This window comes from Methylomonas sp. PHL2-19, from assembly GCF_059331595.1.
Genome location: NZ_CP196839.1, coordinates 4,517,827 through 4,542,197, shown reverse-complemented (window position 1 = coordinate 4,542,197; position 24,371 = coordinate 4,517,827). Strand labels below are relative to the sequence as shown.

Sequence of the window (24,371 nt, the reverse complement as noted above, 5' to 3'; positions counted from 1 at the left end):
AGTGTTTAGAAGCATTATCGCATTTACATTATTGATGGTATTGGGTTTGGTGTCGATTTGGGCCGGCATGCACTATCAACTGATTCTAAAAAAGCCGGTCGTCATGACCGAAACCGTGATTGAAATTAAAAAAGGCGATACGCTGGAATCGGTGGTGAAAAATCTGCGTGCCCAGCAGGTGACGGTGAATCGCTTATGGTTTCGGTTGTTTGCCTATCGGAAAAATCTCGACCATTTGTTGAAGGTGGGTGAGTATGTGTTAGCGAAAGGTTCTACCGCCGCCGACATTCTGCAACAATTGACCGATGGTAAAACCCGCAAGTATTCGATTACGTTTCCGGAGGGTTGGTCCTTTAAGCAAATGTTCAATACCATCAAAAACAACCCCAACCTGCAACACACGCTGACCGATAACCAATTGGAAGACCTGATGGCGCAAATCGGTTCGGATAAGAATCATCCGGAGGGTTTGTTTTTTCCCGACACCTATTTCTTTGAAAAAAATACCTCCGATGTCGATTTGCTTAAGCGTGCGCATGATCGCATGCAAGCGGTGTTGAACGAAGAATGGCAAAAACGCGATGACGGCGTGCCCTTGGAAAACCCTTACGAGGCGTTGATTTTGGCGTCTATTGTCGAAAAAGAGACCGGCGCCGGCGAAGAGCGCAGAAAGATCGCCGGGGTATTTGCGCGGCGTTTAAAGAAAGGCATGTTGTTGCAAACCGATCCTACCGTCATTTATGGCATGGGCGACGATTACCATGGCGATATCCGGCATAAAGATTTGCGCGAACCCACACCCTACAACACCTATATCATCGAAGGCCTGCCGCCCACACCGATTGCAATGCCGGGCAAGCAGGCGATAGTAGCCGCCTTGCACCCGGATAATAGTGATGCTTTGTTTTTTGTCGCCCGCGGCAATGGCCGCCATGCGTTTTCTTCGACCTTGGCTGAACACGAAAAATACGTCGATCAATATCAACGATGACACACGGACGATTTATTACGCTGGAAGGTGGAGAAGGCGTTGGCAAGTCCACCAATCTGCAATTTATCAAACAGCTGCTGGAAGAACGAGGCATCCCGTTGGTACTGACCCGCGAGCCGGGTGGTACCGGCATTGCCGAAAAGATTCGCGGGATTTTGTTGGAACGGCAAGCGGAAAGTTTGACCGAGCAAGCCGAGTTGTTGTTGGTGTTCGCGGCTCGCGCTCAACATATTCAACAAGTGATCTTGCCGGCGTTGCAGCAAGGGCAGTGGGTGGTGTGCGACCGTTTCACTGACGCTACTTATGCGTACCAGGGCGGAGGCCGCCATATGGATCTACACACCATAGCCTGGCTGGAAAACACCGTGCAGGGCACGCTTCGGCCGGATTTGACCTTTGTCCTCGATGCGCCGATAGAAATCGGCATGCAGCGCGCCAAGCATCGGGGCGAACTGGACCGGTTTGAAACCGAACAGTTAGCGTTTTTCGACCGAGTCCGGCAAGCATATTTGCAACGTGCCGCGACGGATTTGCGTCGTTACAAAATTATCGATGCCAGTTTGCCGCTCAGCGAGGTGCAACAGCAGTTGCGCCTTGAGTTGGCAGGCTTGTGGGCCGATTGATGTCTACCCAAATGCAGGTTTACCCCTGGCAACAGGATAATTGGCGGCAGTTGCACGGTTATATCGAGCAACAACGCATCCCGCAAGCCTTGTTATTTTCAGGTGCGATCGGTCAAGGCAAGCGGGATCTGGCCGGATACTACGCCCGAACTTTGTTGTGCCATGCGCCGCTAACCGATGCGAGTGCGTGTGGTCATTGCGTTGCTTGTAAATTATTCGATGCACAAACCCATCCCGACTTTCTGACGATAGAACCTGACGAACCGGGCAAGGCCATCGGTATCGACAAAATCAGGCAGTTAATCGTCAAGCTGGCGTTGAAGCCGCAATATGACGATGCCTACCGCGTGGTGATTATTCAGCCGGCCGACGCCTTGAATACGGCTTCGGCGAATGCGTTTTTGAAATGTCTGGAAGAGCCGACCGAACGCACGTGTTTGTTGTTGATCAGCGAGCAACCGAGCCGTTTGCCGGCGACGATTCGCAGTCGTTGCCAGAAAGTCGATTGCCTAACCCCCGCCCACGAACTGGCAATCACTTGGTTGCGGCAGCAGCGTGTCGGAGAGCAGGCCGATCTGCTCTTAACTCTGGCCCAAGGCTCGCCGCTATTGGCTCAGCAATACGCCGAACTCAATATGATTCAGCTCCGGCAGCAGTATTTCGACGCCTGGTTGCAAGTGGCACAAGGCAAAGAGAATCTGTTAACCGTCGCCGAATTCTGGCAAAAGCAGGAAAAGATTGATTTGGCCGTGGTGTTACGCTGGATGGCAAGCTGGGTCGCTGATATTGTTAAATGCGCTTACCGGGCGGAATCGCTGGAACTTGCCAATCCGGATCTGAAAAATGCCTTGCAAGCCCTCGCCCAGCGGCTAGAATTGAAACGCCTCTATCGGTTTTACGATAATGTGCTTACCACCAAGTCGCAATTGAACACGCAACTTAATAAACAATTGATGGTCGAGCAGCTATTGATTAGCTGGTCGCAACTGAATAGACACTAAGCGTATGGCAGAATCAGCAGCACCCAGACAAGGTATCCTGTCCTTATCGATCAAGGATAAAAACGCGCTGTATGCGGCGTACATGCCCTTCGTGAAAAATGGCGGCTTGTTCATCCCGACCAAACGCGAATACGAGATGGGTGAGGAAGTGTTCATGTTGCTGAATTTAATGGACGAAACTGAACGCTTGCCGATTGCCGGTAAAATTATCTGGAAAACGCCGTCCGGCGCGGAAGGCTATCGCGCCGCCGGTATTGGCGTGCAATTCAGTGATCAGGATGGTGGTGCTGCGCGCAATAAAATCGAAACCTATCTGGCCGGTGCATTAGAATCTGATCGCTCCACGCACACCATGTAAACACTTTTGCGGGCGGACTTTGCCGCTTGTCTTTACTTTTCTAAACTCATGTTCATCGACTCCCACTGCCATCTTGATCGTATCGACTTGGCGCCCTACGCTAATGATTTCAATACCTTCATGCAAGCGGCACGCGCGGCCCAGATCAGCCATATGCTGTGTATTGCTATCGATATGGAAGCCTATCCGGCTATGCTGGAGCAAGTCATGCCGTATTCGGACATCTCCTTGTCGGTGGGCGTGCATCCAAATGTTCATGATGGGCGTGAGCCCACGCTGGATGACTTGCTGCAGTTGGCCGATAACGAAAAAGTGATCGCCATTGGTGAGACGGGGCTGGACTATTTTCGTAGCGAGGGCGATTTGGAATGGCAGTTTCAACGGTTTCGCACCCATATCGCCGCCGCCAAGACACTCAACAAGCCTTTAATTATCCATACTCGCGAAGCTGGGCAGGATTCCTTGGATGTGTTGCGGCAAGAAGGCGCGGACCAAGTGGGCGGGATTATCCACTGTTTTACCGAGGATTGGGCTTATGCGGAAAAAGCATTGGATTTGAATTTCTATATCTCTTTTTCGGGCATCGTGACCTTCAAGAACGCGGAAGCCATCAAAGATGTGGCGCGTAAAATACCAGCCGACCGTTTTCTGATTGAAACCGACTCACCGTATCTGGCGCCGGTGCCGTATCGCGGTAAACCGAATTATCCGACCTATGTGCGCTACGTGGCGGAACATATTGCGGATTTGCGCGGAACCTCTGTCGAAGCCATTGCCGAGCAATCGACCGAGAACTTTTATCGCCTGTTTGCCGGATCTTCGGCCGATAAGCTACGTCGGGCTAGCTAAAAAAAACGACCGGGTCCATGTTGCGATGGACCGGCCGTTCGGAGAGGTGGGGTATAACTCTCATTCCCCATAGGGGCGCATACAAGAGTTGCTTGCAGTTTACTGAAGCGACACTGTCCTGAAAATGTGGCATTTTGCCGCGTGGCAAATTGTCGCTGCCCTGGCGGTTAACCTAATTCCTTGAAGTGCCGTCATGACATCTATCTACCTTTTATGCCCTGGGGTATAGCAACTTTATTTTTCTCGGAATATGGATCTGGAATTAGCTAGTCCGCTAGGAGTTTTTCAACTCCAGCGCTTACCTTTTCGCAAAAATGAACTGCTGCGGGCTTGGGATGCTGCTGACGAATATCTGTTAAATCACCTGGCTGCCGCAGGTATTGCCGAGCATGGCAGTATCGTCATCCTCAATGACAGCTTCGGTGCGTTGGCAGTTTCGCTAAGCGCTTACCGGCCAACCGCTATGTCCGATTCCTGGCTTTCGCAGCAGGCGACACGTATTAATCTGGCATTGAATCGCATAGACCACGAGCGAGTGCGCTTGTTGGATAGCCTGTCGCTACCGGAAGCGGACATTGATTACCTACTGATTAAAATCCCCAAAACCATGGCTTTGCTGGAGTATCAATTGCATAGGCTTAAACCGTTGTTGAAGGCTGATTGTCGGGTAATCGCTGCCGGTATGGTAAAGACCTTACCGCCAAACACCTGGAAATTGCTGGAGCGCTTGGTCGGGCCCACGCAGCCCTCTTTGGCGGTGAAAAAAGCTAGACTGATTTTTGCCAGTGTGGATCAAAATCTGCAACTGCCGGAAAACCCTTATCCCACGCGCTATCAGTTGGAGAATAGCGATCTTTCGGTCTGCAATCACGCCAACGTATTTTCTCGCGATAGCCTGGATATAGGCACCCGTTTTTTATTGGAGCATCTGCCGCAAAACTCCGAGTACCGAGATTTTATCGATTTGGGTTGTGGTAACGGCATCGTCGGCGTGATGTTGGCAAAACAAAACCCAAATGCGCGAATAGGGTTTATCGACGAATCGTTTATGGCTATCGCCTCGGCCAAAGAAAATTTTGCGGCGGCTTTTGCCGATAGTCGGCAGGCCGATTTTTTAGTTGCCGACTGTTTGAGCGATTACCCGGAGAACAGTGCAGACTGCATAGTCTGTAACCCGCCGTTCCATCAACAGCACACCATAGGCGATCATATTGCCTGGCAGATGTTCCGGCAGGCACATAAGGTCTTGCGTAAGGGCGGTGAGTTACGGGTAATCGGTAATCGCCATTTGAACTATCATCTGGCGCTAAAGAAATTATTCGGCAATTGCCGGCAGGTGGCTGCAAATGCCAAGTTCGTGATTTTCAGCAGCGTGAAGGTTTGAGTTATTCGATATTTTTATAATGTAAGGATGAAATCTGTTCGGAAACGATGCCGATCAGAAAGATAAACAAGGACGACAAAAACAGTACCGCGCTCATATTGGTAAATCGGTTTTCGGTAAAATAAGTGTAGCCGTAATAGCCGGCGCCCAAGCTAAATACTATGCTGCTGATGGGTAAAAACAGCCGCATGGGTGAGAACAGCACCCCAATCCGTAAGATAATAATAAAAAATCGAAAACCGTCATGCATCAGCCGGATATGGCTTTTGCCGCTGCGTTTGCCGGCGTGGATAGGAATGTAGGCTACCGGGAAGCCGGAACGAAAAAACGCCATTGTGCTGGTGGTCGGATAAGAAAAACCGTTGGGTAAGAGGTAAAGAAATTTGCGGAATTTGTTGGCTCGGGCCGCACGAAATCCGGACGTAAGATCTTCTATTTTGTGCCCGGTCATCACTGATGCCAGCTTATTGTAGAACTTATTCGCCAGACGTCGGAATAATGAGGCATGGCTACCGGCGTTTCGGGCACCGACCACCATATCGTAGCCGTCGTTCAGTTTGTTAAGCAACGCCGGAATGTCGCCGGGGTCGTGTTGGCCATCGGCATCCATAAACACCAAAATATCGTTTTTTGCATGTCTGGCTCCGGTTTTAATCGCCGCACCGTTGCCCATGCTGTAAGGATGATCAATCACTGTGACACCGGCCGCGCGAGCGATGGCGGCAGTATCGTCCGTCGAGCCATCGTTTATCAGCAGAATCTCCGCATCAGGGTACAGCAGATGTAACATCGGTAAAAAGGACGGCAGATTTCTAGACTCGTTTTTCGCGGGGATGACGATGCTGATCGAGGGGATGTTATTCATGAAAATCCAAAGGTTGGCAAGGAAACATGCCGAAATGTGGACAACAGTCTAGCAGAATTAAAGGGTATCGACAGCTGGGGTCGATTTATCGAAACTGGTCTTTCAATAGGCGTAATTGCCTGAAAACCGCCAAGTCGGATTGGTCTGTCATGCCGATATTATTGCGAATACCTAGATCATCTGCCCTAAAAAAAGGGTTAGTTGCTAGTTCCAGGCCGATAGTCGAAGGAAGGGTGGGGCGGTTTTGTTGACGAAGTTCGGCGACTTGATCGATCCGCTGCCGTAGCTGCGGATTATCGGCATCGACTGACAGCGCAAAGCGGCCATTCGCGGCGGTATATTCGTGCGCGCAGTAGACGCGGGTTTCGGCCGGCAAGGCTTTCAGGTTTTCCAACGAATACCACATCTGTTCGGCGCTGCCTTCGAACAATCGGCCGCAACCCAGCGAAAACAAAGTGTCGCCGCAAAACAAAGCCTGGCTATCGGCGCTGTAATAAACGATATGCCCTACGGTATGGCCGGGTGTGTCGATGACCTGAAAGCACTGATTGCCGAGTTTAACTACATCCCCGTCGCCGAGCAGTATGTCAATGCCGGGGATACGCGCCTGGTCGGCTGCCGAGCCAACGATCTTGCAGCCGGTTTGCTGCTTGAGTTGTAAATTGGCGCCTGTATGGTCGCTGTGATGATGGGTATTAAAAATGTAATCAAGTTGCCAGCCTTGTTGCTGAAGTGTATCCAGCACCTGCTCGGGAACAGCTGGATCGACCACAGCTGTTTTGCCGCTGTTTGATTCGTGCAGCAGGTAAATATAATTATCGGTTAGGGCTGGGACGATAAGAATACTCAACATGGTATGAAGCCTAGCCTCGCTCAATAACGAAGTCTAACAACTTATCCGCACCTGTTTTCAATTTGCAGTGTGGGATTCTTAACCGGCAAGACGCATCAGTGCTAGAAGCTGATACGTCCATATCCGATATTTACGCACAAACCGCCTGAATCTTAGCCAAGATACCCTTCGTATCCAGGCCGCATAATGCCAGCAATTCCTCGCGGCTGCCTTGCTCGACGAAGCGATCCGGCAGGCCGATGTTCAACACCGGCATCAGAATGTTCTGTGCCTGCAAGAACTCGTTCACCGCACTGCCGGCACCGCCGGCAATCACGTTCTCTTCGACCGTGACGATCACATCGTGACTTTTCGCCATCTCTAAAATCAAGGCTTCATCCAACGGTTTCACAAAGCGCATATTCACCACCGTCGCGCCCAGCTGCTTGCCGGCTTCCACTGACGGTGTCACCATGCTGCCCCAGGCCAGAATCGCAATGCGGCTGCCTTGATGGCGGATTTCGCCCTTGCCGATGGGGAGTTCGGTCAAGGCCTTATCGACCGTGGCCCCCGGCCCCTTGCCGCGCGGATAGCGCACCGAAGCCGGGCCATGGTGCTTGAAACCGGTGGTCAGCATCTGCCGACACTCGTTCTCATCGGCCGGCGCCATCACCAGCATATTCGGAATACAGCGCATATAACTATAATCAAACGCCCCGGCATGGGTCGGACCGTCCGGTCCCACCAGGCCCGCTCGATCTAGAGCAAACAACACATCCAGATTCTGTAAAGCGACATCGTGGATCAACTGATCGTAAGCCCGTTGCAAGAAGGTCGAATAAATCGCCACCACCGGCTTCGCGCCCTGACAGGCTTGACCGGCCGCCAAGGTCACCGCGTGCTGCTCGGCAATCGCCACATCGAAATAGCGTTTCGGAAACTGCTGGGAAAATGCTACCAGACCTGAGCCTTCGCGCATCGCCGGGGTAATCCCCAGCAGCCGCTCATCCTGTTTGGCCATATCGCACAGCCAAGTCCCGAATACTTCTGTATAGGTCGGATGCGGCGACGGTGCGGCTTTGGGTAAATAATCCTTGCTCGGATCGAAAGCCGGTACCCCATGATAGGCCAAGGGATCTTTCTCCGCCGGTGCATAGCCTTTGCCTTTCTTGGTGACCACATGCAAAAACACCGGCCCGGATAAATCCTTCAACTTCTCTAAAGTCGAAACCAACATCGCCACATCGTGGCCGTCGATCGGCCCGAAATAATTAAAGCCCAACTCCTCGAACAGCGTGCCCGGCACAATCATGCCCTTAACATGCTCTTCCGTCTTCCGGGCTAATTCCCACACTGACGGCATACTGGCCAAAGCCTTCTTACTTTCCTCTCGTACAGAGGAATAAAACTTGCTCGACAACACCTTGGTCAGATAATTATTCATCGCGCCTACTGGGGGCGAAATCGACATATCGTTATCGTTCAGAATCACCAACAGATTGGCATTCACATCGCCGGCATGATTCATCGCCTCATAAGCCATCCCGCCGGTGATCGAACCGTCACCGATGATCGCCACCATCTTCTTATCTTCCCCGCGCAACTGCGAGGCAATCGCCATGCCCAGCGCCGCGCTGATCGACGTTGACGAATGACCGACCCCAAACGCATCGTACTCGCTCTCCGTCCGACACGGAAACGCCGACACTCCACCCAAGGTGCGAATCGTCGGCATCCGTTCTTTCCGCCCCGTCAAAATCTTATGCGGATAAGCCTGATGTCCCACATCCCAGACCAACTGATCCGAAGGCGTATCGAACACATAATGCAGCGCCACCGTCAGTTCCACCGTGCCCAGGCCTGCCGAGAAATGGCCGCCGGAGATACTGACGGTATGGGTCAGATAGCGACGCAACTCATCGGCCAGCGGCTCCAGTTGTTCAGGCTTCAGGGCCCGAACGTCGGCGGGGGTCTGGATGGTGTCTAGTAACGGAAATTCGTTAGTCTGTTTCATGATCAGTACAGGGGTTCACGATAGAACATCAGGATGACGCCTATCTGGAATAAAGCGAACACTGAAATAAATCCGGCTACGTTTTTACCGGGCGAATCTAATTTGAGTTCCAGCCAGCGGCCGCAAGCCAGGATCAGCGAGAATACGCCCATCATGGTATGGCCGACCTGAATCAGGAAGGCGGTTTTTGCCTCGAAACCGACATGCGAATGCGCCAACAGCATCATGCCGCCAAATGCCGCCAGCAACGGAAACATGTAAGGCATGAAGCCGCTGTTATTGTTGAGGCGGGCGCGCACTTCGATCAAGCCCAATACGAATACCAGTAAAGTGGCGATACGATGTTGCAGAATCTCGCCGTTGTTAAAGGTACTTTCCCAGAAACCGATAGGACCGAGCGGCCAGCTTTCGGCGTCGCTGCGGAAAAACAGGAACACGCCCAATGCCATGAAACCCACCGGCCAGAAACGGGCCCAACGGTGGAAGCGATCAGAAAACGACAGCATCGCGAAGAAGCTCATGGTCGCCAGGAAGATGCCGGAAATGTTGTGGTTGTAATCGGACCAGGCGGTAGCGGCTTCCGACGGGATTTGGCCGACGATGGCCACCCGTCCGGCTTCGCCGGCAATCAAGGCTTCGTGAGTCGGTGATTCCCAACGCGGTACGCGCGGATGGAACATGTTCAAGACTTCTTCGAAACTTGCCGTTAAATGCGGAATGTCGACTGCGGGCGGTTGCGAGGCCAAACTGGCGGCAGTGAACAGGATAGTCAGCAGTATCAGGGTTTCCGCTTCGATATAATAGGGTACGCGCGCGGTAAGAGAATACAGGCTGCGGCTGGTGAAATAGGCATTTACGGCTTGCCGGTTCAACCAGGCAAAGCCCAATGCCAGGCCCAGCATGATGATTTTTACCAATAACAGATTGCCGTAGCCTGCGCCGATGAAGCCTTGGAAAGTGCGGATGTAATACCAGGCTAGCGGTGTGCCGGTGACCAGCAATATGACGACTGCGCCAATGCCCACTGCCGAGAAGCGTTTCAGCAATAAAGGCCAAACTTCAACGGCTATGGCATTACGTTTTTTCAAGCCCCATAACGTCAGAATTTGAAATATGCCGCCCACCCAAGTGGCCGCAGCGATCTGATGCGTGACAGTTAACGTCATTAACAGGCCGCGATCCTCCAAACGACTCGCGCCGTGTACCAGCCAAGCTGCGGAAATGACCAGCGGCACAATAATCGCCGTGGACAGCACCCAGAATTGTTTGGAGCGTGGATTGCTTTTTAACGCTTGCCGGATGAACACCGCCAAAATAAAAGCGCAGGTAGCGCGCGCTAAACCGGCCTGGAATTGCACGGTTTGGAAAAACGCCGGGAACGGCGATTTGCCCAAGGTCACGGCCATCAGCCATATTTTCAGGCCGATTTTCGACAATTGGGTGATGACCAGGGCTTTACTGCCGAAATGAATCAGGTTGACGGTTTTGCTCAGTAAGGCCGAGTTATACAGCGCTTCTTCATGCCAGGGGCGCAGGACTAACAGTCCCCACAGCAAGCCACCGATGGTGATGGAATAAAACGTGAGATCGACGCCGCCTATCAGTGAGTCTAAATAATTTGCAATGCCTTCCATGCGGATCACTTAGCCTGTTTGACAAAAAAACGCAGCAGGTCTTCGCTGAGATGGCCGTCGGCGGCGAAGATTTTTAATTTGATGGCATATTCGCCGGGTTCCAAGGCTGGCAGATGCAGCAAGACTTGGCCGGGTTTTTCGCCCGGCGTGGCCGTAATGGTTTGCATTTTATCCCCGGCACTGACCAGGAATACTTCCGATAAATCCAATTCCACTTTGGAATTGAACGATAATTCCACGTCACTGGCCAGATTGACCGGCACGGGTTTGAGTTTTAAAGAATTGTGCGTGACAACGGCGTGGCCGAAAGCGCTGTTACTGGCGACCAGTGCCAAGGCGAACAAAGCGGGTTTGAAAAAATTCATGTAGGGCACCTTATTTTTTGTTTTTCAGGGCATGGCCGGCCAGGTTTTTACCCAGCGTCCAGATCGAACCGGTGACGTTATGCGTATCGGCGATGGTTTTTTCCACGGAATTGACGATCCAATCGCGGTCTTTTTGAGTCAGCGTCAGCGGCGGTAAAAATTTGACCACGTTCATGCCGTGGCCGGCCACTTGTGCCAGTACTCGGTGTTCCTTGAACAGCGGGATCAGGATCATCTGGCAGAATAGGCCTTTGTTGGCTGCTTCCAGCATGGCCCAAGCGGCTTTCAATCCCAAGCTTTTCGGGGCATGGAATTCGATGGCAATCATTGAACCTTTGCCGCGCGCTTCTTTCAGAAATTCGTATTTCGGCGCCATCGCGTTGATGGTGGCTATGATGTCTTCACCGACTTTAGCGCTGTTTTCCACCAGTTTTTCTTCGTGAACCACATGCAAGGCAGACAAGCCGGCCGCCATTGCCATATTGTTTTTCGAGAAGGTTGAACCATGCACGACGGCTCGGTCCATGCGGTTGAACACGGTGTCCATGATATGGGTGGTCATGGCGACGCCGCCGACAGGGATGAAGCCGCCGGACAAGGCTTTTGCCATCAAAATCATGTCCGGTTTAACGCCCCAGTGCTCGATGGCCCAGAACTTGCCGGTGCGGCCTATGCCGGTCTGGATTTCGTCGGCCACGAACAAGGTGCCGTATTTTTTGCACAAGCGCTCGACTTCCGGCAGGTAGTTATCGTCCGGAATGTTGACGCCTTTACCTTGTATCGGTTCGACAATGAAGGCCGCCACATCTTTGCTGCTCAAGGCTTGTTCCAATGCGGCCAAGTCATTGAACGGCACCGAAGTGCATTCCGGTAACAGTGGGCCGAAACCTTCGCGGAAGATGTGTTCGCCGGTCAGTGACAATGAGCCCATCGTCAGGCCGTGGTAGCCGTGGTCGCAATGGACGATGCGCGAGCGTTTGGTGGTGTAGCGGGCGAATTTGATCGCCGCTTCGACGGCTTCGGTACCGGAATTGCAGAAAAACATTTTTTCCAGATTGTCCGGGCAGGTCGCCAGAATTTCTTTGGCCAGCAGACCGCTGAGCAAGGATACATCCATCTGTACCAGGCTGGGTAATTCCAGCGTCAGGGTTTCTTGCAGAGCTTTGATGATGGTCGGATGGTTGCGTCCCATCGCAAACACGCCGAAACCGCTCAGCAAGTCCAGGTATTCGTTACCGTCTTCGTCGTAAAGATATTGGCCGATCGCTTTTTTATAGTTTCTGTCGTAACCAATGGTACGTAAGACGCGCACCATCTGGTTGTTAAGATAATGCTCATGCAGGTCGAATTTCTCGTCGAAATGCTGAGTAAAAAGATCGGCAATGCTAAAAGACATGTAATACCTCGTAAGTGCTTGGTCTATTTCCGGATTACGCTATGTTCCCGCTGCTTAACCCTTCAATAATTCACGGTTTTCTGCTAAAAAACGATGATTTCGTTTAGTTGTTTGGCAATGATTTTCAAGGTTTTTTGCGCGGCATGAAAATGTAAGCCCAACTTGATGAGGCTGGGCGCTTCCCATGGGTGGGTTGCCAAAAAACGCAAGAGTTTGCTGGTTTCTACCTGCCCCTGGCCATTTAAGGCTTGAGTAACCGCTTGGGGTAGGCTCATGCTTACCGGATCGGCAATCGTACGAATTGCTAAGCAAGGTAAGTTTGATTGCTCGGCAATTTTGGCCATGGCGCAGCTTTCCATGTCCAAGGCAATCGCACCGGTTTGTCGGTATAGTTTGTGCTTATCGCTACTGTTGCTGACGATATGGCTGCTTTCAGCCAACTTACCATTGGAAATCGGAAACTGCTTATCCAGCAACTCATGCAGACGCTTACGCCAGCGGGGATCAGTATCGAACACCTGTTGTTGCTCCGATAACAACTGCTCGGCCAGCATCAGATCGCCCGGTTTCAATTGCGGCGACAATGCGGCTGCGCAGCCCCAACTGATCAGTTTTTTAGCGCCTTTGGCGATTAACAGGCGCGTGGCCCGCTCCGCATTGACCGGTCCGGCACCGGCAAATGCCAGGAGAATGTTGTCGGCGATTCTGACGCAATCACCCTGGACCAATTTTAGGCGGGTCAGGGTGGAGAGCTCTTCCGGTAAGGCAACAAGAATTCCTATGGTCACTGTTTGGCTAATTCGTTACGGTATCTAGCCAATGCCCATAATGGGAAGAACTTGTCATAGCCGTGATACTTCAAATAAAACACCTTTGGAAAGCCTGGTGCGGTAAAGCAGGGGTCATTCCAAACCCCGTCCGCCTGCTGGCTGCGCAGCAAGAAGTCGATGCCGGCTTTGACTTCCTGGCTGTGGACTTCGCCGGCGGCGATCAAGCCCAACACGGCCCAAGCGGTTTGGAAGGCGGTGCTGAAATGGTAGCGGCCGCGAAATTTCTTATCGTCGTGATAACTCAGGTTGTCTTCGCCCCAGCCGCCGTCTTTGCGTTGGACGCTTTTTAGCCAGGCCGCAGCTTTAGTGTACATCGGGTCGGTTTTCGGAACATCGGTTTGCTCCAGGCCCAGCAAGGCAGACCAGGTGCCGTAAATATAATTGGTACCCCAGCGGCCGAACCACGAACCGTCGGCTTCCTGATCGCCGCGGATGTATTCGATAGTGCGTTTCAGGGCTGGTAAATATTCGTCGTGATCCTTCGCCACTCGGGCCATCAACATCGCGCAGCGGGCGCTGACGTCTACAGTCGGTGGGTCGAGCAGGGCGCCGTGGTCGGCGAATGGAATTTCGTTCAGATAGTAATAGGTGTTGTCGACATCGAAAGCGCCGTAGCCGCCGTTTTGCGATTGCATACCGACAATCCAGCGTGTCGCTCTGTGAATGGACTCGTCCAATTCAGGCAGATTGGAGTCTGCCATCGCAAAGCCAACAACCGCTGTATCGTCGACATCGGGGTAATGCGGATTGGCGAATTGAAACGCCCAGCCGCCACCGGCCAGATTAGGGCGGCGAACGCGCCAATCACCCGGTTCGTCAGACAGTTGTACGCTCTTGAGCCATTCGTAAGCTTTGCTTAGTTGCGGAGCGTTAGCGGTTTTGTCGGATTCCTGCAGAGCCAATGCCGCCAGTGCCGTATCCCAAACTGGCGATAAGCAGGGTTGGCAATAGGCGTAGTCATCTTTGATAACCAGCAGTTTATCGATTGATTGGCGAGCGATCACCACGTTAGGGTGATCGGCTGGAAAGCCCAGTAACAACATGGCTTGGTAGGCGTTAACCATGGCGGGGAATATGCCGCCCAAACCATCCTCGCCATTCAGGCGTTCGGTAAACCAATCAACGGCTTTTTGAATGGCGTGTTCGCGCATGCGTTGTGGAATCAACGGCTCGGTGACGCGGCCCAGTTTATCCAGGCCCAGGAAGAATTTATTCAGCAGAGTCCGTTCCGGAAAGTAATGTTTTTCCTCGTCCGGATGAACGACAAACAATTCCAAGACGTTGACCTTGTGCGGATTTTTGGCTTTAGCCTTTAGGGTGCACATGATGAACAGCGGTACCATCACGGTGCGCGACCAATAGGATACTTTGTCCAGATGAAACGGAAACCAGCTGGGCAGCAGCATAATTTCCACAGGAATATACGGCACCCCGCGCCAAGGTAATTGTTCGAATATCGCCAGTGCGATTCGGGTGAAGACGTTGGCGCGCGCTGCACCGCCTTGGCTGAGTATCCAGTCGCGTAATTTGACCATATGCGGCGCATCGATGGCGTCGCCGGCCATTTTTAAGGCGTAATAAGCTTTGACGCTACCGCTGATGTCGCCAGGGCCGCCGGTAAATAGCGGATAGCTGCCGTCTTCGGCCTGGCGGCTGCGCAGGTAAACGGCCATTTTGCGCTGCAATTCTTCGTCGATGTCGTCCAGATAGTGCATCATCATGATGTATTCGGACGGGATAGTGCAGTCGGCTTCCAGCTCAAATACCCAATAACCTTCCGGGCTTTGCAAGCTGAGTAGTTTGGCTTGGGCGCGTTCGATGGCGGCATGCAGTAAGCCAAGGCCGGCCGTTTTGCCGGTATTGGCATTGCTGATGTCTTGGCTGCTGGTATCTATATGGGCTTCAGTAAACATAGTGATTCCTTATTGTCCAGTGTGCGATATAGGTGAATAGTGCCAATCCGGCGATTTCAAATTACGGCTGGTCAGGTTAAACAGTAGGGATAGCAGCAAATTGCTGCGCACGGTCAATTTGGTCGCGACAATAGTGGCTTTCACACTATTGCGGCTGATTTTGACCTGATTCGATTCGTTGAAATTAAGGTTTGCCTTGATTTTCTTCAAGGTCAGTACGGCCATGCCCAGCGCCCAAAGGCAAAAGTTGCGGATGCCGGTTTCGTGGCTGGGCAGGAGCTGGGTGTAAGTTAATGCATTTTGCAAGTGCCCGTGAGCGATAGCCACCAGATGGCTCAGGCCGAGGCGGAAACGCTCGTCGTCGGTTTCCGGCGTCAGTTCGGCCAGATTGAAGCCGGTTTCGGTGAAAATGTCTTGCGGTAACCAGCACACGCCGCGTTTAGCGTCATCCCAAATGTCTTTCAGGATATTGGTCATTTGCAGGCCTTGACCAAAGGAGACTGAGAGTCTTAATAGTTCTTCGCGATGTGCGGCGATTTCCGGGGAATAATGGCAGAACAACTTTGCCAGCATCTCACCGACGCAGCCGGCTACGTAGTAGCAGTAGTCGTCCATGTCTTTCAGGGTTTTCAAGCCGGCATGTAAATCCAACGCCTGATAGACCGGCATGCCGTTCGCCATCGTTTCCACGCAACACGCCAGGGCTTCTATTTGCGGAGCGTCCAGTGAGCGGGTTATGGCAATCACGCGAGGCACCAGCTGGATCAGGCTATGTTCGGCCGGAATGGTTTGCTCCGAGAGCAGTGGAGCCAGCTCGGCGCTGAATACATCTGCGTTATTGCCGGTCTTGACTATGTCTATAAAAGCGCTGCAAAAGTATTTCTTTTGTTCGGCGCTAAGGGATATTTCGTCTTCTATGGTGTCGACAATCCGGCATAGCAAATAAGCATTCGCCACAGCCGGATACAGTTCATCCGGGAGTTGCGGGATAGTTAGCGCAAACGTGCGCGACACGCCTTCAAGCAAGGTGGCTTGCAGTTCGGCGTCGGCTAGTTGTCTGAGCAACTCCGGATTATTGATTAGTGTTTGAGATCCGTTCATCTGTATCAAGGCTAACTATTAGTTGCCCAAATGATAGACTGTTTGTTGGTGTTTTGCAAAGTGATGTTGCTTTATGGCAAATTTGTCGAAATGGTGCAGGCAAAAGCAATATATGAGTTGGTGTTTCTGATCTTTGTTGTTGTTTTAGAAAAATAATTATGGTTTTTTAGGGGTTAGGCTTTTTTGTGGTTGCTAAGCGGCTTTGTGTGGCTTTCAGGAAATGTGCGCATGTTCTTGTTGTTTTTTGCGTATTTTATCTGGAGTATGTTGTTGGAAAGTGGTATTCTGACCACATCTAATTGTGCGCCTCGAGCCTAATTGATGGTCTAAATTGGCCGCAGCAGGTGTCACTTCTAGGATGGTTATCGGTTTGCGGCTGTTGTTTTTTTGTAACAGCCGTGGTCGCTGGATGTCGTGATAGATTTTGGAGAATAATGCTGTGAGTGTTCCTTTACGTCAGCAATTGGCTGTAGGTAGTTATCTGATCAAGCAAAAGATCAAAGGTGTAAAAAAATATCCTTTGGTTTTGATGCTGGAGCCCCTGTTCAGATGCAATTTAGCATGCGCGGGCTGCGGTAAAATCGATTATCCCGATGAAATTCTCGACAAGCGGCTTTCTGTTGAGGAATGTTTGGCTGCGGTTGATGAATGTGGTGCGCCGATGGTGTCCATTCCAGGCGGCGAACCCTTGATTCATAAAGAAATGCCGCAGATTGTGGCCGGTATCGTTGCTAGAAAGAAGTTTGTTTATCTTTGCACCAATGCCTTGCTGTTAAGAAAACGAATTAACGATTACACGCCATCGCCTTATTTGACCTTTTCCGTGCATCTGGATGGTTTAAAAGAGCGGCATGATACTTCCGTTTGCCAGGAAGGCGTTTTCGACATCGCTGTCGAAGCGATCAAATTAGCCTTGAGTAAAGGTTTCAGGGTTACCGTCAACTGCACCCTGTTCCAAGGTGAAACCCCGGAAGAAGTGGCGGAGTTTTTGGATTACGCGATGGAGTTGGGTGTAGAGGGCGTCACTATTGCGCCTGGATTCAGCTACGAGCGCGCGCCTAAGCAGGACGTGTTTATTAAAGGTCTTGACGTTAAAAACCTGTTTCGCGGTATTTTCAAAATCGGCAAGAACCGTAAGTGGAAATTGAACCATTCGTCGCTGTATTTGGATTATCTGGCCGGCAATCAGAATTACGACTGTACGCCATGGGGTAATCCAACGCGCAACGTATTCGGCTGGCAAAAACCTTGCTATTTGTTGGCTGACGAAGGTAATGCTAATTCTTTTCAAGAGTTGCTGGATGACACGCCTTGGGACAAATACGGTACGGTGAAAAATCCTAAATGCGCTAATTGCATGGCGCATTGCGGCTACGAAGCAACAGCGGTTGAGGATACCTTGGCGCATCCATTGAAAGCTTTGTGGGCAGCGGTGCGTGGTCCCAAAACCTCCGGCGAAATGGTTGCTGAAAAGCAGCCTGAGTTTGTTGCTTCTTTCAAAAAGTCGGCAATTTCCGAGATTCCGGTAAAAGTAGAGTCTTAAGACTAACCCTGTAAGTCATCCTCAATTAACAGGTTTTTATAACGATTATGTTTAAAAAATTGTATTTCAGTCTTAGTTTGCTAATGCTTGTCTGTCTGTCGTCCTTGGCTAATGCTGAAGAGATTTCTGCTCGTCAGGTTGTCGAAGAGTTTCAAAATCAGCTGCTGAGCGTAATGAAAGCCGGCAAAGAGCTTGGCTTTCAAGGGCGCTACGACAAACTGGATGTGGCGGTAAAAAAGAGCCATGATTTGCCTAAAATCGCCAGAATCGTGGTGGGCAAGCAATGGGAAGAGTTGACAACGGAGCAGCAGAATAAACTGGAAAGCGTATTCAGCAAGCTTAGTGTGTCGGCATATGCTCATAACTTTAAAGACTATTCGGGCGAATCGTTTACCTTTGCTTCTGAAGAGGAGACCGGTAGGGGGGGTGTGGTGATTCATACCAACTTGCATATTCCCGGCGAAAAGGATGTCAAGTTCGATTATATGATGAAGAAAAAAGACGATGGCTGGCAAATTATCAATATAATAGCCGATGGCGTCAGTGATTTGGCATTGAAAAGATCGGATTACACTAGTGTATTAAGCCGTGATGGTTTTGATGCCTTGATCGTTAAAATCACTGAGAAAATTGAAAGTTACGCAAAGCAATAAGTTTGTTAGGAATCGTCAGTAATGTATAGCCCTCGTTATCAAGGCAGCAGCCAGGCATCCCTGTTTTGGGTGGTGTTATTTTCAAGCGCATTATCGGTAACCGGGTGTGCTACCACGGATAAGCATCCGGTCGATGCTAACAGAGCGTCTAAAGCTAAGTCAGACGCAGCGGATCCTTACGAGGGATTCAATCGCTCCATGTACGGTTTTAACATGGGCTTGGATAAGCATTTGCTGAAGCCTATCGCTAATGGGTATAAGACTGTAACGCCTAATTTCATGCAAACTGGAGTTAGCAATTTTTTTACCAATCTTAAAGGTATCAATGTTGTTTTGAACGATGTTCTGCAAGGTAAGTTTGAACAAGGGGCTTCCGATACTGGGCGGTTCCTGACCAATTCCACGGTGGGTCTGCTCGGTTTGTTTGATGTGGCCAGCGATCTAGGCTTGCAAAATAATGTTGAGGATTTTGGGCAAACGCTCGCGGTCTGGGGGGTCGATCAAGGCCCTTATTTGGTGCTGCCGGTTTTGGGGCCGACTACGGTGCGTGACGGCGCGGCAATTGTGGTGGATAAAGCCGCCAATCCAGGAACTTACGTGCCGGGTACCGGTATTGTAGAAGGGATTAACGATAGGGCGAATGCCGAAGGCGCGTTGAATTTTATCGACGAAGCAGCGTTGGATCCTTATGTGTTTACCCGTGAGTCATTTTTGCAATATCGCAAGAACCTGATTAATGACGGCAAGAGTAATTCGACTGACTACGATCTCGATATAGACGCGGATGTCGATGTTGGTGAAATTTCTTCAGCAAAGCCTAAAGAAACTAGTGCGACGCAAAAACCAAAAGCCGATACGGCCAAAAAACTACCCGGTCACGTGCAAAATGGCATTGAGGTAGTTCCTGGCAATGTAAAGCCCAGTAGTGCGGCGTTCGATAGCATGTCCAAATCGTTCGATAATGCTGCTTTGGAATTTGAAAAAGCCTCCGACAAAATGGACCAAATGAGTAAAAAAAAAGACCGCTTAATCGCCGTTAAATTTGTTTGAAGAGACGCAGGGAGGCGTCTCTGTAGTATTTCTCAGTAATGTAGCAAGGCATGCACTTCGTAGTTACCCAGTTTTTCCCGCCCTTGTAAGAAATCCAGTTCCACCACAAAAGCACAGGCTACCACGGTAGCGCCCAGCTTTTCGATCAGTTCGCAACTAGCCTTGGCGGTGCCGCCAGTGGCCAATAGATCGTCGATCAACAACACCTTGTCGTTACTGTCCACTGCATCGATATGCACTTCCAGTTCAGCCGAGCCGTATTCCAGGTCGTAAGAAACGCTTTGTACATCATAAGGTAGTTTGCCGGGTTTGCGGAGTGGGATAAACGGAATACCCAGTTCCCAGGCCACCAGCGAACCGAAAATAAAGCCGCGTGCTTCCATGCCGGCCACTGCGGTGATGTCGCGGCCTAAGAAAGGATGTAGCAGTTGATGGACCGCTAGACGTAATGTGGCTGGGTCTTTGACCAGTGGTGTTATATCTTTGAAGATAATGCCGGGTTTTGGAAAATCCGGAATATCCCGAATCTTGTTTCTCAATCTCTCCATTTCTAACCTCCAGATTTACGCACAAACCGCCTGAATCTTAGCCAAGATACCCTTAGTATCCAGGCCGCATAATGCCAGCAATTCCTCGCGACTACCTTGCTCGACGAAGCGATCCGGCAGGCCGATGTTCAACACCGGCATCAGAATGTTCTGTGCCTGCAAGAACTCGTTCACCGCACTGCCGGCACCGCCGGCAATCACGTTCTCTTCAACCGTGACGATCACGTCATGGCTTTTCGCCAGCTCTAGAATCAAGGCTTCATCCAGCGGTTTCACAAAGCGCATATTCACCACCGTCGCGCCCAGCTGCTTGCCGGCTTCCACTGACGGTGTCACCATACTGCCCCAGGCCAGAATCGCAATGCGGCTGCCTTGATGGCGGATTTCGCCTTTGCCGATGGGGAGTTCGGTCAAGGCCTTATCGACCGTGGCCCCCGGCCCCTTGCCGCGCGGATAGCGCACCGAGGCCGGGCCTTTGTGCTTGAAACCGGTGGTCAGCATCTGCCGGCACTCGTTCTCATCGGCCGGCGCCATCACCAGCATATTCGGAATACAGCGCATATAACTATAATCAAACGCCCCGGCATGGGTCGGACCGTCCGGCCCCACGAGACCCGCTCGATCCAGGGCAAACAGCACATCCAGATTCTGCAAAGCGACATCGTGGATTAACTGATCGTAAGCGCGTTGTAAAAACGTCGAATAAATCGCCACCACCGGCTTGGCCCCCTGACAGGCTTGACCGGCCGCCAAGGTCACCGCATGTTGCTCGGCAATCGCCACATCGAAATAGCGTTTCGGAAACTGCTGGGAAAACGCCACCAAGCCCGAGCCTTCGCGCATCGCTGGGGTAATCCCTAACAGCCGCTCATCCTGCTTGGCCATATCGCACAACCAAGTGCCGAACACTTCCGTATAGGTCGGGTGTGGCGAAGGCGCGGCTTTAGGTAAATAATCCTTGCTCGGATCGAAAGCCGGCACCCCGTGATACGCCAACGGATCTTTCTCCGCCGGTGCATAGCCTTTGCCTTTCTTGGTGACCACATGCAAAAACACCGGCCCGGACAAATCCTTCAACTTCTCTAAAGTCGAAACCAGCATCTCCACATCGTGGCCGTCGATCGGCCCGAAATAATTAAAGCCCAACTCCTCGAACAAAGTACCCGGCACAATCATGCCCTTCACATGCTCTTCTGTCTTACGGGCCAGTTCCCACACCGACGGCATACTAGCCAAGGCCTTCTTACTCTCTTCCCGTACCGACGAATAAAACTTGCTCGACAACACCTTGGTCAGATAATTATTCATCGCCCCCACCGGCGGTGAAATCGACATATCGTTATCGTTCAGAATCACCAACAGATTGGCATTCACATCGCCGGCATGATTCATCGCCTCATAGGCCATCCCGCCGGTGATCGAACCGTCGCCGATGATCGCTACCATCTTCTTGTCTTCCCCGCGTAACTGCGAAGCAATCGCCATGCCCAGGGCCGCGCTGATCGACGTCGACGAATGACCGACCCCAAACGCATCGTACTCGCTCTCCGTCCGGCACGGAAACGCCGACACCCCGCCCAAGGTGCGAATCGTCGGCATCCGCTCTTTCCGCCCCGTCAAAATCTTATGCGGATAAGCCTGATGGCCCACATCCCACACCAACTGATCCGAAGGCGTATCGAACACATAATGCAGCGCCACCGTCAGTTCCACCGTGCCCAGGCCAGCCGAGAAATGGCCGCCGGAGATACTGACGGTATGGGTCAGATAGCGACGCAACTCATCGGCCAGCGGCTCCAGTTGTTCAGGCTTCAGGGCCCGAACGTCGGCGGGGGTCTGGATGGTGTCTAGGAGCGGGAAATCAGAGGCTGTCATGGGTTAAAAAATTCCTTTATATGTTTGCGCCGCAATATTCCGCGCCAGCCCAGTAGACGCAAGCGGAAAACCGGAAGGATTGTGGCGCAAGAAGTATAAATCGTGCAGTTCGCTACGCTTAGTGTGTACGTTCGATGATATACAGCGACAAATCGCGTAACAAATCCGCTTCGCTGCCAAAGCCGGCTAGGCTGGCGACGGCTTGTTCATGCAGCTCCTGAGCTTTTTCCTTGGCGCCGGCCATTCCCAACAGTGCCGGGTAAGTCGGTTTGTCGTTATCGACATCTTTCCCTTGGGTTTTACCCAGTGTAGCGGTGTCGCTTTCAACATCCAGAATATCGTCTTTGACTTGAAAGGATAGGCCTATGCATTTGGCGTAGTGATCCAGTTTTTTTGCGACTTCGGCATCGAGATCCGGTTTGGATAGCGAAGCCAGATTGACGCTGGCGCGAATCAACGCGCCGGTCTTGTGGATGTGCATGTTTTCCAGTTCCGGCAGAGTCAGCTTGCGGCCGACAGAACCCAAGTCGATGGCTTGGCCGCCAACCATGCCTTGCGAGCCGCTGGCGCGGGTCAATGCCGCGATCATTTTGACTCGGGCTTCCGCGCCCGCTTGAATGGCTGGGTCGTTGGCTAATATGTCAAAGGCCAGTGCTTGCAAGGCATCGCCTGCCAAAATCGCAGTGGCTTCATCGTAAGCCTTATGACAAGTCGGTTTGCCGCGGCGTAAGTCGTCGTTGTCCATCGCCGGCAAATCGTCATGAATTAAAGAGTAAACATGGATAAATTCCACCGCGCAAGCCTGAGCGTCCAGCTGGTCTTCACTCAAGCCCAAGGCTTGGCCGGTGGCATAAGTCAGCAACGGGCGAGTGCGTTTGCCGCCGTCCAGTACGCTGTAACGCATGGCTTGATGCAAGGTTTGCGGCAGAATGTTCTCGCCGGGTAGCCGGGCGTCCAACGCCCGTTCGACGCGGTTCTGGCAGGCGGTAAGGTAGGCTTTTAAGTTACTCATCGGTGAATGGCTCCAAAGTTTGCTGGCCGTTTTTTTCTAATAAAATTTGGACTTTCTGCTCGGCGTCTTGCAGTGCTTGCTGGCAGGTACGAGTTAGTCTGATGCCGCGTTCGAAGGATTTTAAGGATTCTTCCAGGGAAATATCGCCGCGTTCCATCAGCTCGACCAATTTCTCCAGTTCTTCCATCGCTTCCTCAAATTGGGATGCGTTTTTACGTCTCGACATATTATAAAGTGGCTTGCGGTGCTCAAAAAATGACCAAGCATTATAGTATGAATTGCTCTGCCATTGAGTTTGGATTGCATCTGTTGTTTTCGATTTAGTGGCAGCAATTCGGTTCGTTCAGTTGTTCGCTAATACTGAGGCGTCAGCGGCTGCAGTTACAGTGACATTTTTGAGGTTGCCCAGGTTTGCCTGGATTCCAAGGCTCCAGCTTCCCGAGCCATTCACGTGCTCCGAACCTAAACACTTAGCGGGGGGGCATCCGAAATGTCACGTTGCAATTATCCCTATCCCGTGTCCACCTGAACCGCTCTCCGCTTACGCCCTTATGCGATAGCTTTTACGCCGCTCGGTACGAACCGTTCGCAAGCCAGACCAATTAACCTTTCGAAGTTTTACGATATTTCGTGCAAAAAACGATATGCCGTGGGCGATAGGCTGTATTAGCGGTGCTGTTTGTCGATGGCGGTTTAAAAATAATTGTTTTTATTCAATGGTTTATTTTGTTGTTACTTGGGTTTTTGGAAAGTGGCATTCCATTTGCCATTACAAGTCGAAGTTCATCGATTTTTACGACAGATTGTTTAAACATCGGATCGGTGGCTTTCTTCTAAACCAAATTATCGAACCGTTCGGCCGCCGTTTAGGCGCACCGAATCAAACTTTTTGAGGATATATCATGAAAACAACCAGCCGTTTTATCAGCGTTTTATTCGGTGCAGTCGTGGTCTCGTCAGCCAGCGGCGGCGCCGTTGAGAATGTCATAGACAATTCCGCCCCGTTGGTTTATTACGAATTCAGCGCCGGAGGAGTCACCACTTATTTCACCGATTGCAAAGGCATGGGTTCGCAGAACGAAGTGGAGCAAACCAGGGTTAGTGCGCGGGGAGAGAACCTTACAGTTAAGATACCCGGACGCTTATCGGCTAAAAATATTACCTGCAGTAAAGGTTTGACCAAGTCGATGGATCTCTGGACTTGGCGACAACAGTTTGTCAGCGGTAGGTCGGGCCGGTCGCGGGTCGATGCGACGCTGATAGCCTATGACCAGGCGATGACGCCCATCGCGGAGTGGAGCTTCAATGGCTTGTGGCCTGCTGCTATCGATTTCAACGAAACAACGTCCGGCAAAGAAACCATTGTGTTCGCCGTCGACCAAGTTCTACGTATGCGCTGATCGAAACCGGGGCTGGCGCCAAACAGTTGGCTTGTCGTCAAAAATCGGTGGCGGCGCCCTGGAAAACGGCGTGGGTCCGGCTTTTCCAGTGCTTAGGTAATTTCAGATGGCGCTTACGGAAGTCGAGGCATGGT

23 protein-coding genes are annotated in these 24,371 nt (G+C 51.5%); 10 read left to right on the top strand and 13 right to left on the bottom strand.

Annotated elements, in window-relative coordinates:
* The first annotated feature begins 1 nt into the window (after position 1).
* From mltG to ACR02O_RS20880, 6 genes are all read left to right on the top strand, one after another.
* A complete protein-coding gene (gene mltG / locus ACR02O_RS20905) occupies positions 2–991 on the top strand; it encodes an endolytic transglycosylase MltG (RefSeq protein ID WP_308441626.1) in 990 nt (329 codons plus the stop codon).
* Complete coding sequence (gene tmk, locus ACR02O_RS20900) at positions 988–1,614, top strand: dTMP kinase (RefSeq protein ID WP_033157116.1); 627 nt, start codon at positions 988–990, stop codon at positions 1,612–1,614. The genes mltG and tmk overlap by 4 nt, the downstream gene beginning before the upstream one ends.
* On the top strand, positions 1,614–2,615 hold the full coding sequence (locus ACR02O_RS20895) for a DNA polymerase III subunit delta' (RefSeq protein ID WP_458138208.1): 1,002 nt from the start codon (positions 1,614–1,616) through the stop codon (positions 2,613–2,615). The genes tmk and ACR02O_RS20895 overlap by 1 nt, the downstream gene beginning before the upstream one ends.
* Before the next feature lie 4 nt (positions 2,616–2,619).
* Positions 2,620–2,973: a PilZ domain-containing protein gene (locus ACR02O_RS20890; protein ID WP_033157114.1), complete on the top strand. Its 354-nt coding sequence runs from the start codon at positions 2,620–2,622 to the stop codon at positions 2,971–2,973.
* Between the two features lie 48 nt (positions 2,974–3,021).
* Positions 3,022–3,822, top strand: a complete 801-nt coding sequence (locus ACR02O_RS20885; protein ID WP_033157113.1) for a TatD family hydrolase — start codon at positions 3,022–3,024, stop codon at positions 3,820–3,822.
* Between the two features lie 250 nt (positions 3,823–4,072).
* Positions 4,073–5,206 carry a methyltransferase gene (locus ACR02O_RS20880; RefSeq protein ID WP_458138207.1) on the top strand — a complete coding sequence of 378 codons (1,134 nt, stop codon included), beginning with the start codon at positions 4,073–4,075 and terminating at the stop codon, positions 5,204–5,206.
* A gap of 1 nt (position 5,207) precedes the next feature.
* On the opposite strand, the gene ACR02O_RS20875 is transcribed toward ACR02O_RS20880, so the two are convergent.
* The 9 genes from ACR02O_RS20875 to ACR02O_RS20835 form a co-directional block, all read right to left on the bottom strand.
* Positions 5,208–6,071 (bottom strand): glycosyltransferase family 2 protein, encoded by an 864-nt coding sequence (locus ACR02O_RS20875; RefSeq protein ID WP_171696422.1) that lies wholly within the window; start codon positions 6,069–6,071, stop codon positions 5,208–5,210.
* An 85-nt stretch (positions 6,072–6,156) separates the two neighbouring features.
* Positions 6,157–6,924 carry a hydroxyacylglutathione hydrolase gene (gene gloB, locus ACR02O_RS20870; RefSeq protein WP_458138206.1) on the bottom strand — a complete coding sequence of 256 codons (768 nt, stop codon included), beginning with the start codon at positions 6,922–6,924 and terminating at the stop codon, positions 6,157–6,159.
* Positions 6,925–7,054: 130 nt separating this feature from the next.
* Complete coding sequence (gene dxs / locus ACR02O_RS20865; RefSeq protein ID WP_458138205.1) at positions 7,055–8,917, bottom strand: 1-deoxy-D-xylulose-5-phosphate synthase; 1,863 nt, start codon at positions 8,915–8,917, stop codon at positions 7,055–7,057.
* A gap of 2 nt (positions 8,918–8,919) precedes the next feature.
* Positions 8,920–10,551, bottom strand: a complete 1,632-nt coding sequence (locus ACR02O_RS20860; RefSeq protein WP_458138204.1) for a copper resistance D family protein — start codon at positions 10,549–10,551, stop codon at positions 8,920–8,922.
* 5 nt (positions 10,552–10,556) lie between these two features.
* Positions 10,557–10,916 carry a copper resistance CopC family protein gene (locus ACR02O_RS20855; protein WP_033159609.1) on the bottom strand — a complete coding sequence of 120 codons (360 nt, stop codon included), beginning with the start codon at positions 10,914–10,916 and terminating at the stop codon, positions 10,557–10,559.
* A 10-nt stretch (positions 10,917–10,926) separates the two neighbouring features.
* Positions 10,927–12,312, bottom strand: a complete 1,386-nt coding sequence (locus ACR02O_RS20850; RefSeq protein WP_064036956.1) for an aspartate aminotransferase family protein — start codon at positions 12,310–12,312, stop codon at positions 10,927–10,929.
* Positions 12,313–12,395: 83 nt separating this feature from the next.
* A complete protein-coding gene (locus tag ACR02O_RS20845) occupies positions 12,396–13,100 on the bottom strand; it encodes a phosphorylase family protein (protein WP_033159607.1) in 705 nt (234 codons plus the stop codon).
* Positions 13,097–15,055: a squalene--hopene cyclase gene (gene shc, locus ACR02O_RS20840; RefSeq protein ID WP_458138203.1), complete on the bottom strand. Its 1,959-nt coding sequence runs from the start codon at positions 15,053–15,055 to the stop codon at positions 13,097–13,099. The genes ACR02O_RS20845 and shc overlap by 4 nt, the downstream gene beginning before the upstream one ends.
* Positions 15,056–15,064: 9 nt before the next feature.
* Complete coding sequence (locus ACR02O_RS20835; protein ID WP_033159605.1) at positions 15,065–16,156, bottom strand: phytoene/squalene synthase family protein; 1,092 nt, start codon at positions 16,154–16,156, stop codon at positions 15,065–15,067.
* A 439-nt stretch (positions 16,157–16,595) separates the two neighbouring features.
* Here ACR02O_RS20835 and hpnH point away from each other — a divergent pair, with 439 nt between their 5' ends.
* The 3 genes from hpnH to ACR02O_RS20820 are packed head-to-tail and all read left to right on the top strand — an operon-like array spanning position 16,596 to position 19,402.
* Positions 16,596–17,699 carry an adenosyl-hopene transferase HpnH gene (gene hpnH / locus ACR02O_RS20830; protein WP_494522347.1) on the top strand — a complete coding sequence of 368 codons (1,104 nt, stop codon included), beginning with the start codon at positions 16,596–16,598 and terminating at the stop codon, positions 17,697–17,699.
* Positions 17,700–17,746: 47 nt separating this feature from the next.
* Complete coding sequence (locus tag ACR02O_RS20825) at positions 17,747–18,352, top strand: ABC transporter substrate-binding protein (protein WP_101053361.1); 606 nt, start codon at positions 17,747–17,749, stop codon at positions 18,350–18,352.
* Between the two features lie 21 nt (positions 18,353–18,373).
* Positions 18,374–19,402 (top strand): MlaA family lipoprotein, encoded by a 1,029-nt coding sequence (locus ACR02O_RS20820; protein ID WP_494522346.1) that lies wholly within the window; start codon positions 18,374–18,376, stop codon positions 19,400–19,402.
* A gap of 32 nt (positions 19,403–19,434) precedes the next feature.
* On the opposite strand, the gene ACR02O_RS20815 is transcribed toward ACR02O_RS20820, so the two are convergent.
* The 4 genes from ACR02O_RS20815 to ACR02O_RS20800 form a co-directional block, all read right to left on the bottom strand.
* Entirely contained in the window at positions 19,435–19,950 is a 516-nt protein-coding gene (locus tag ACR02O_RS20815; protein WP_101053357.1) for an adenine phosphoribosyltransferase, read from the bottom strand.
* Positions 19,951–19,965: 15 nt separating this feature from the next.
* A complete protein-coding gene (dxs, locus tag ACR02O_RS20810) occupies positions 19,966–21,825 on the bottom strand; it encodes a 1-deoxy-D-xylulose-5-phosphate synthase (RefSeq protein WP_129871349.1) in 1,860 nt (619 codons plus the stop codon).
* Positions 21,826–21,943: 118 nt separating this feature from the next.
* Positions 21,944–22,837: a (2E,6E)-farnesyl diphosphate synthase gene (gene ispA / locus ACR02O_RS20805; RefSeq protein ID WP_033157107.1), complete on the bottom strand. Its 894-nt coding sequence runs from the start codon at positions 22,835–22,837 to the stop codon at positions 21,944–21,946.
* Positions 22,830–23,063, bottom strand: a complete 234-nt coding sequence (locus tag ACR02O_RS20800; RefSeq protein ID WP_033157106.1) for an exodeoxyribonuclease VII small subunit — start codon at positions 23,061–23,063, stop codon at positions 22,830–22,832. Before ACR02O_RS20800 ends, ispA begins: the two co-directional genes overlap by 8 nt.
* A gap of 676 nt (positions 23,064–23,739) precedes the next feature.
* Here ACR02O_RS20800 and ACR02O_RS20795 point away from each other — a divergent pair.
* Positions 23,740–24,237, top strand: coding sequence for a phage tail protein (locus ACR02O_RS20795; protein ID WP_033157105.1), 498 nt, complete (start codon positions 23,740–23,742; stop codon positions 24,235–24,237).
* The last annotated feature ends 134 nt before the right edge of the window (positions 24,238–24,371 follow it).

Coding starts and splice junctions, on each gene's coding strand:
- tmk (WP_033157116.1), top strand. CDS start 988: ATGACACACGGACGATTTATTACGCTGGAAGGTGGAGAAGGCGTTGGC.
- ACR02O_RS20895 (WP_458138208.1), top strand. CDS start 1,614: ATGTCTACCCAAATGCAGGTTTACCCCTGGCAACAGGATAATTGGCGG.
- ACR02O_RS20890 (WP_033157114.1), top strand. CDS start 2,620: ATGGCAGAATCAGCAGCACCCAGACAAGGTATCCTGTCCTTATCGATC.
- ACR02O_RS20885 (WP_033157113.1), top strand. CDS start 3,022: ATGTTCATCGACTCCCACTGCCATCTTGATCGTATCGACTTGGCGCCC.
- ACR02O_RS20880 (WP_458138207.1), top strand. CDS start 4,073: ATGGATCTGGAATTAGCTAGTCCGCTAGGAGTTTTTCAACTCCAGCGC.
- ACR02O_RS20875 (WP_171696422.1), bottom strand. CDS start 6,071: ATGAATAACATCCCCTCGATCAGCATCGTCATCCCCGCGAAAAACGAG.
- gloB (WP_458138206.1), bottom strand. CDS start 6,924: ATGTTGAGTATTCTTATCGTCCCAGCCCTAACCGATAATTATATTTAC.
- dxs (WP_458138205.1), bottom strand. CDS start 8,917: ATGAAACAGACTAACGAATTTCCGTTACTAGACACCATCCAGACCCCC.
- ACR02O_RS20860 (WP_458138204.1), bottom strand. CDS start 10,551: ATGGAAGGCATTGCAAATTATTTAGACTCACTGATAGGCGGCGTCGAT.
- ACR02O_RS20855 (WP_033159609.1), bottom strand. CDS start 10,916: ATGAATTTTTTCAAACCCGCTTTGTTCGCCTTGGCACTGGTCGCCAGT.
- ACR02O_RS20850 (WP_064036956.1), bottom strand. CDS start 12,312: ATGTCTTTTAGCATTGCCGATCTTTTTACTCAGCATTTCGACGAGAAA.
- shc (WP_458138203.1), bottom strand. CDS start 15,055: ATGTTTACTGAAGCCCATATAGATACCAGCAGCCAAGACATCAGCAAT.
- ACR02O_RS20835 (WP_033159605.1), bottom strand. CDS start 16,156: ATGAACGGATCTCAAACACTAATCAATAATCCGGAGTTGCTCAGACAA.
- ACR02O_RS20825 (WP_101053361.1), top strand. CDS start 17,747: ATGTTTAAAAAATTGTATTTCAGTCTTAGTTTGCTAATGCTTGTCTGT.
- ACR02O_RS20820 (WP_494522346.1), top strand. CDS start 18,374: ATGTATAGCCCTCGTTATCAAGGCAGCAGCCAGGCATCCCTGTTTTGG.
- ACR02O_RS20815 (WP_101053357.1), bottom strand. CDS start 19,950: ATGGAGAGATTGAGAAACAAGATTCGGGATATTCCGGATTTTCCAAAA.
- dxs (WP_129871349.1), bottom strand. CDS start 21,825: ATGACAGCCTCTGATTTCCCGCTCCTAGACACCATCCAGACCCCCGCC.
- ispA (WP_033157107.1), bottom strand. CDS start 22,837: ATGAGTAACTTAAAAGCCTACCTTACCGCCTGCCAGAACCGCGTCGAA.
- ACR02O_RS20800 (WP_033157106.1), bottom strand. CDS start 23,063: ATGTCGAGACGTAAAAACGCATCCCAATTTGAGGAAGCGATGGAAGAA.
- ACR02O_RS20795 (WP_033157105.1), top strand. CDS start 23,740: ATGAAAACAACCAGCCGTTTTATCAGCGTTTTATTCGGTGCAGTCGTG.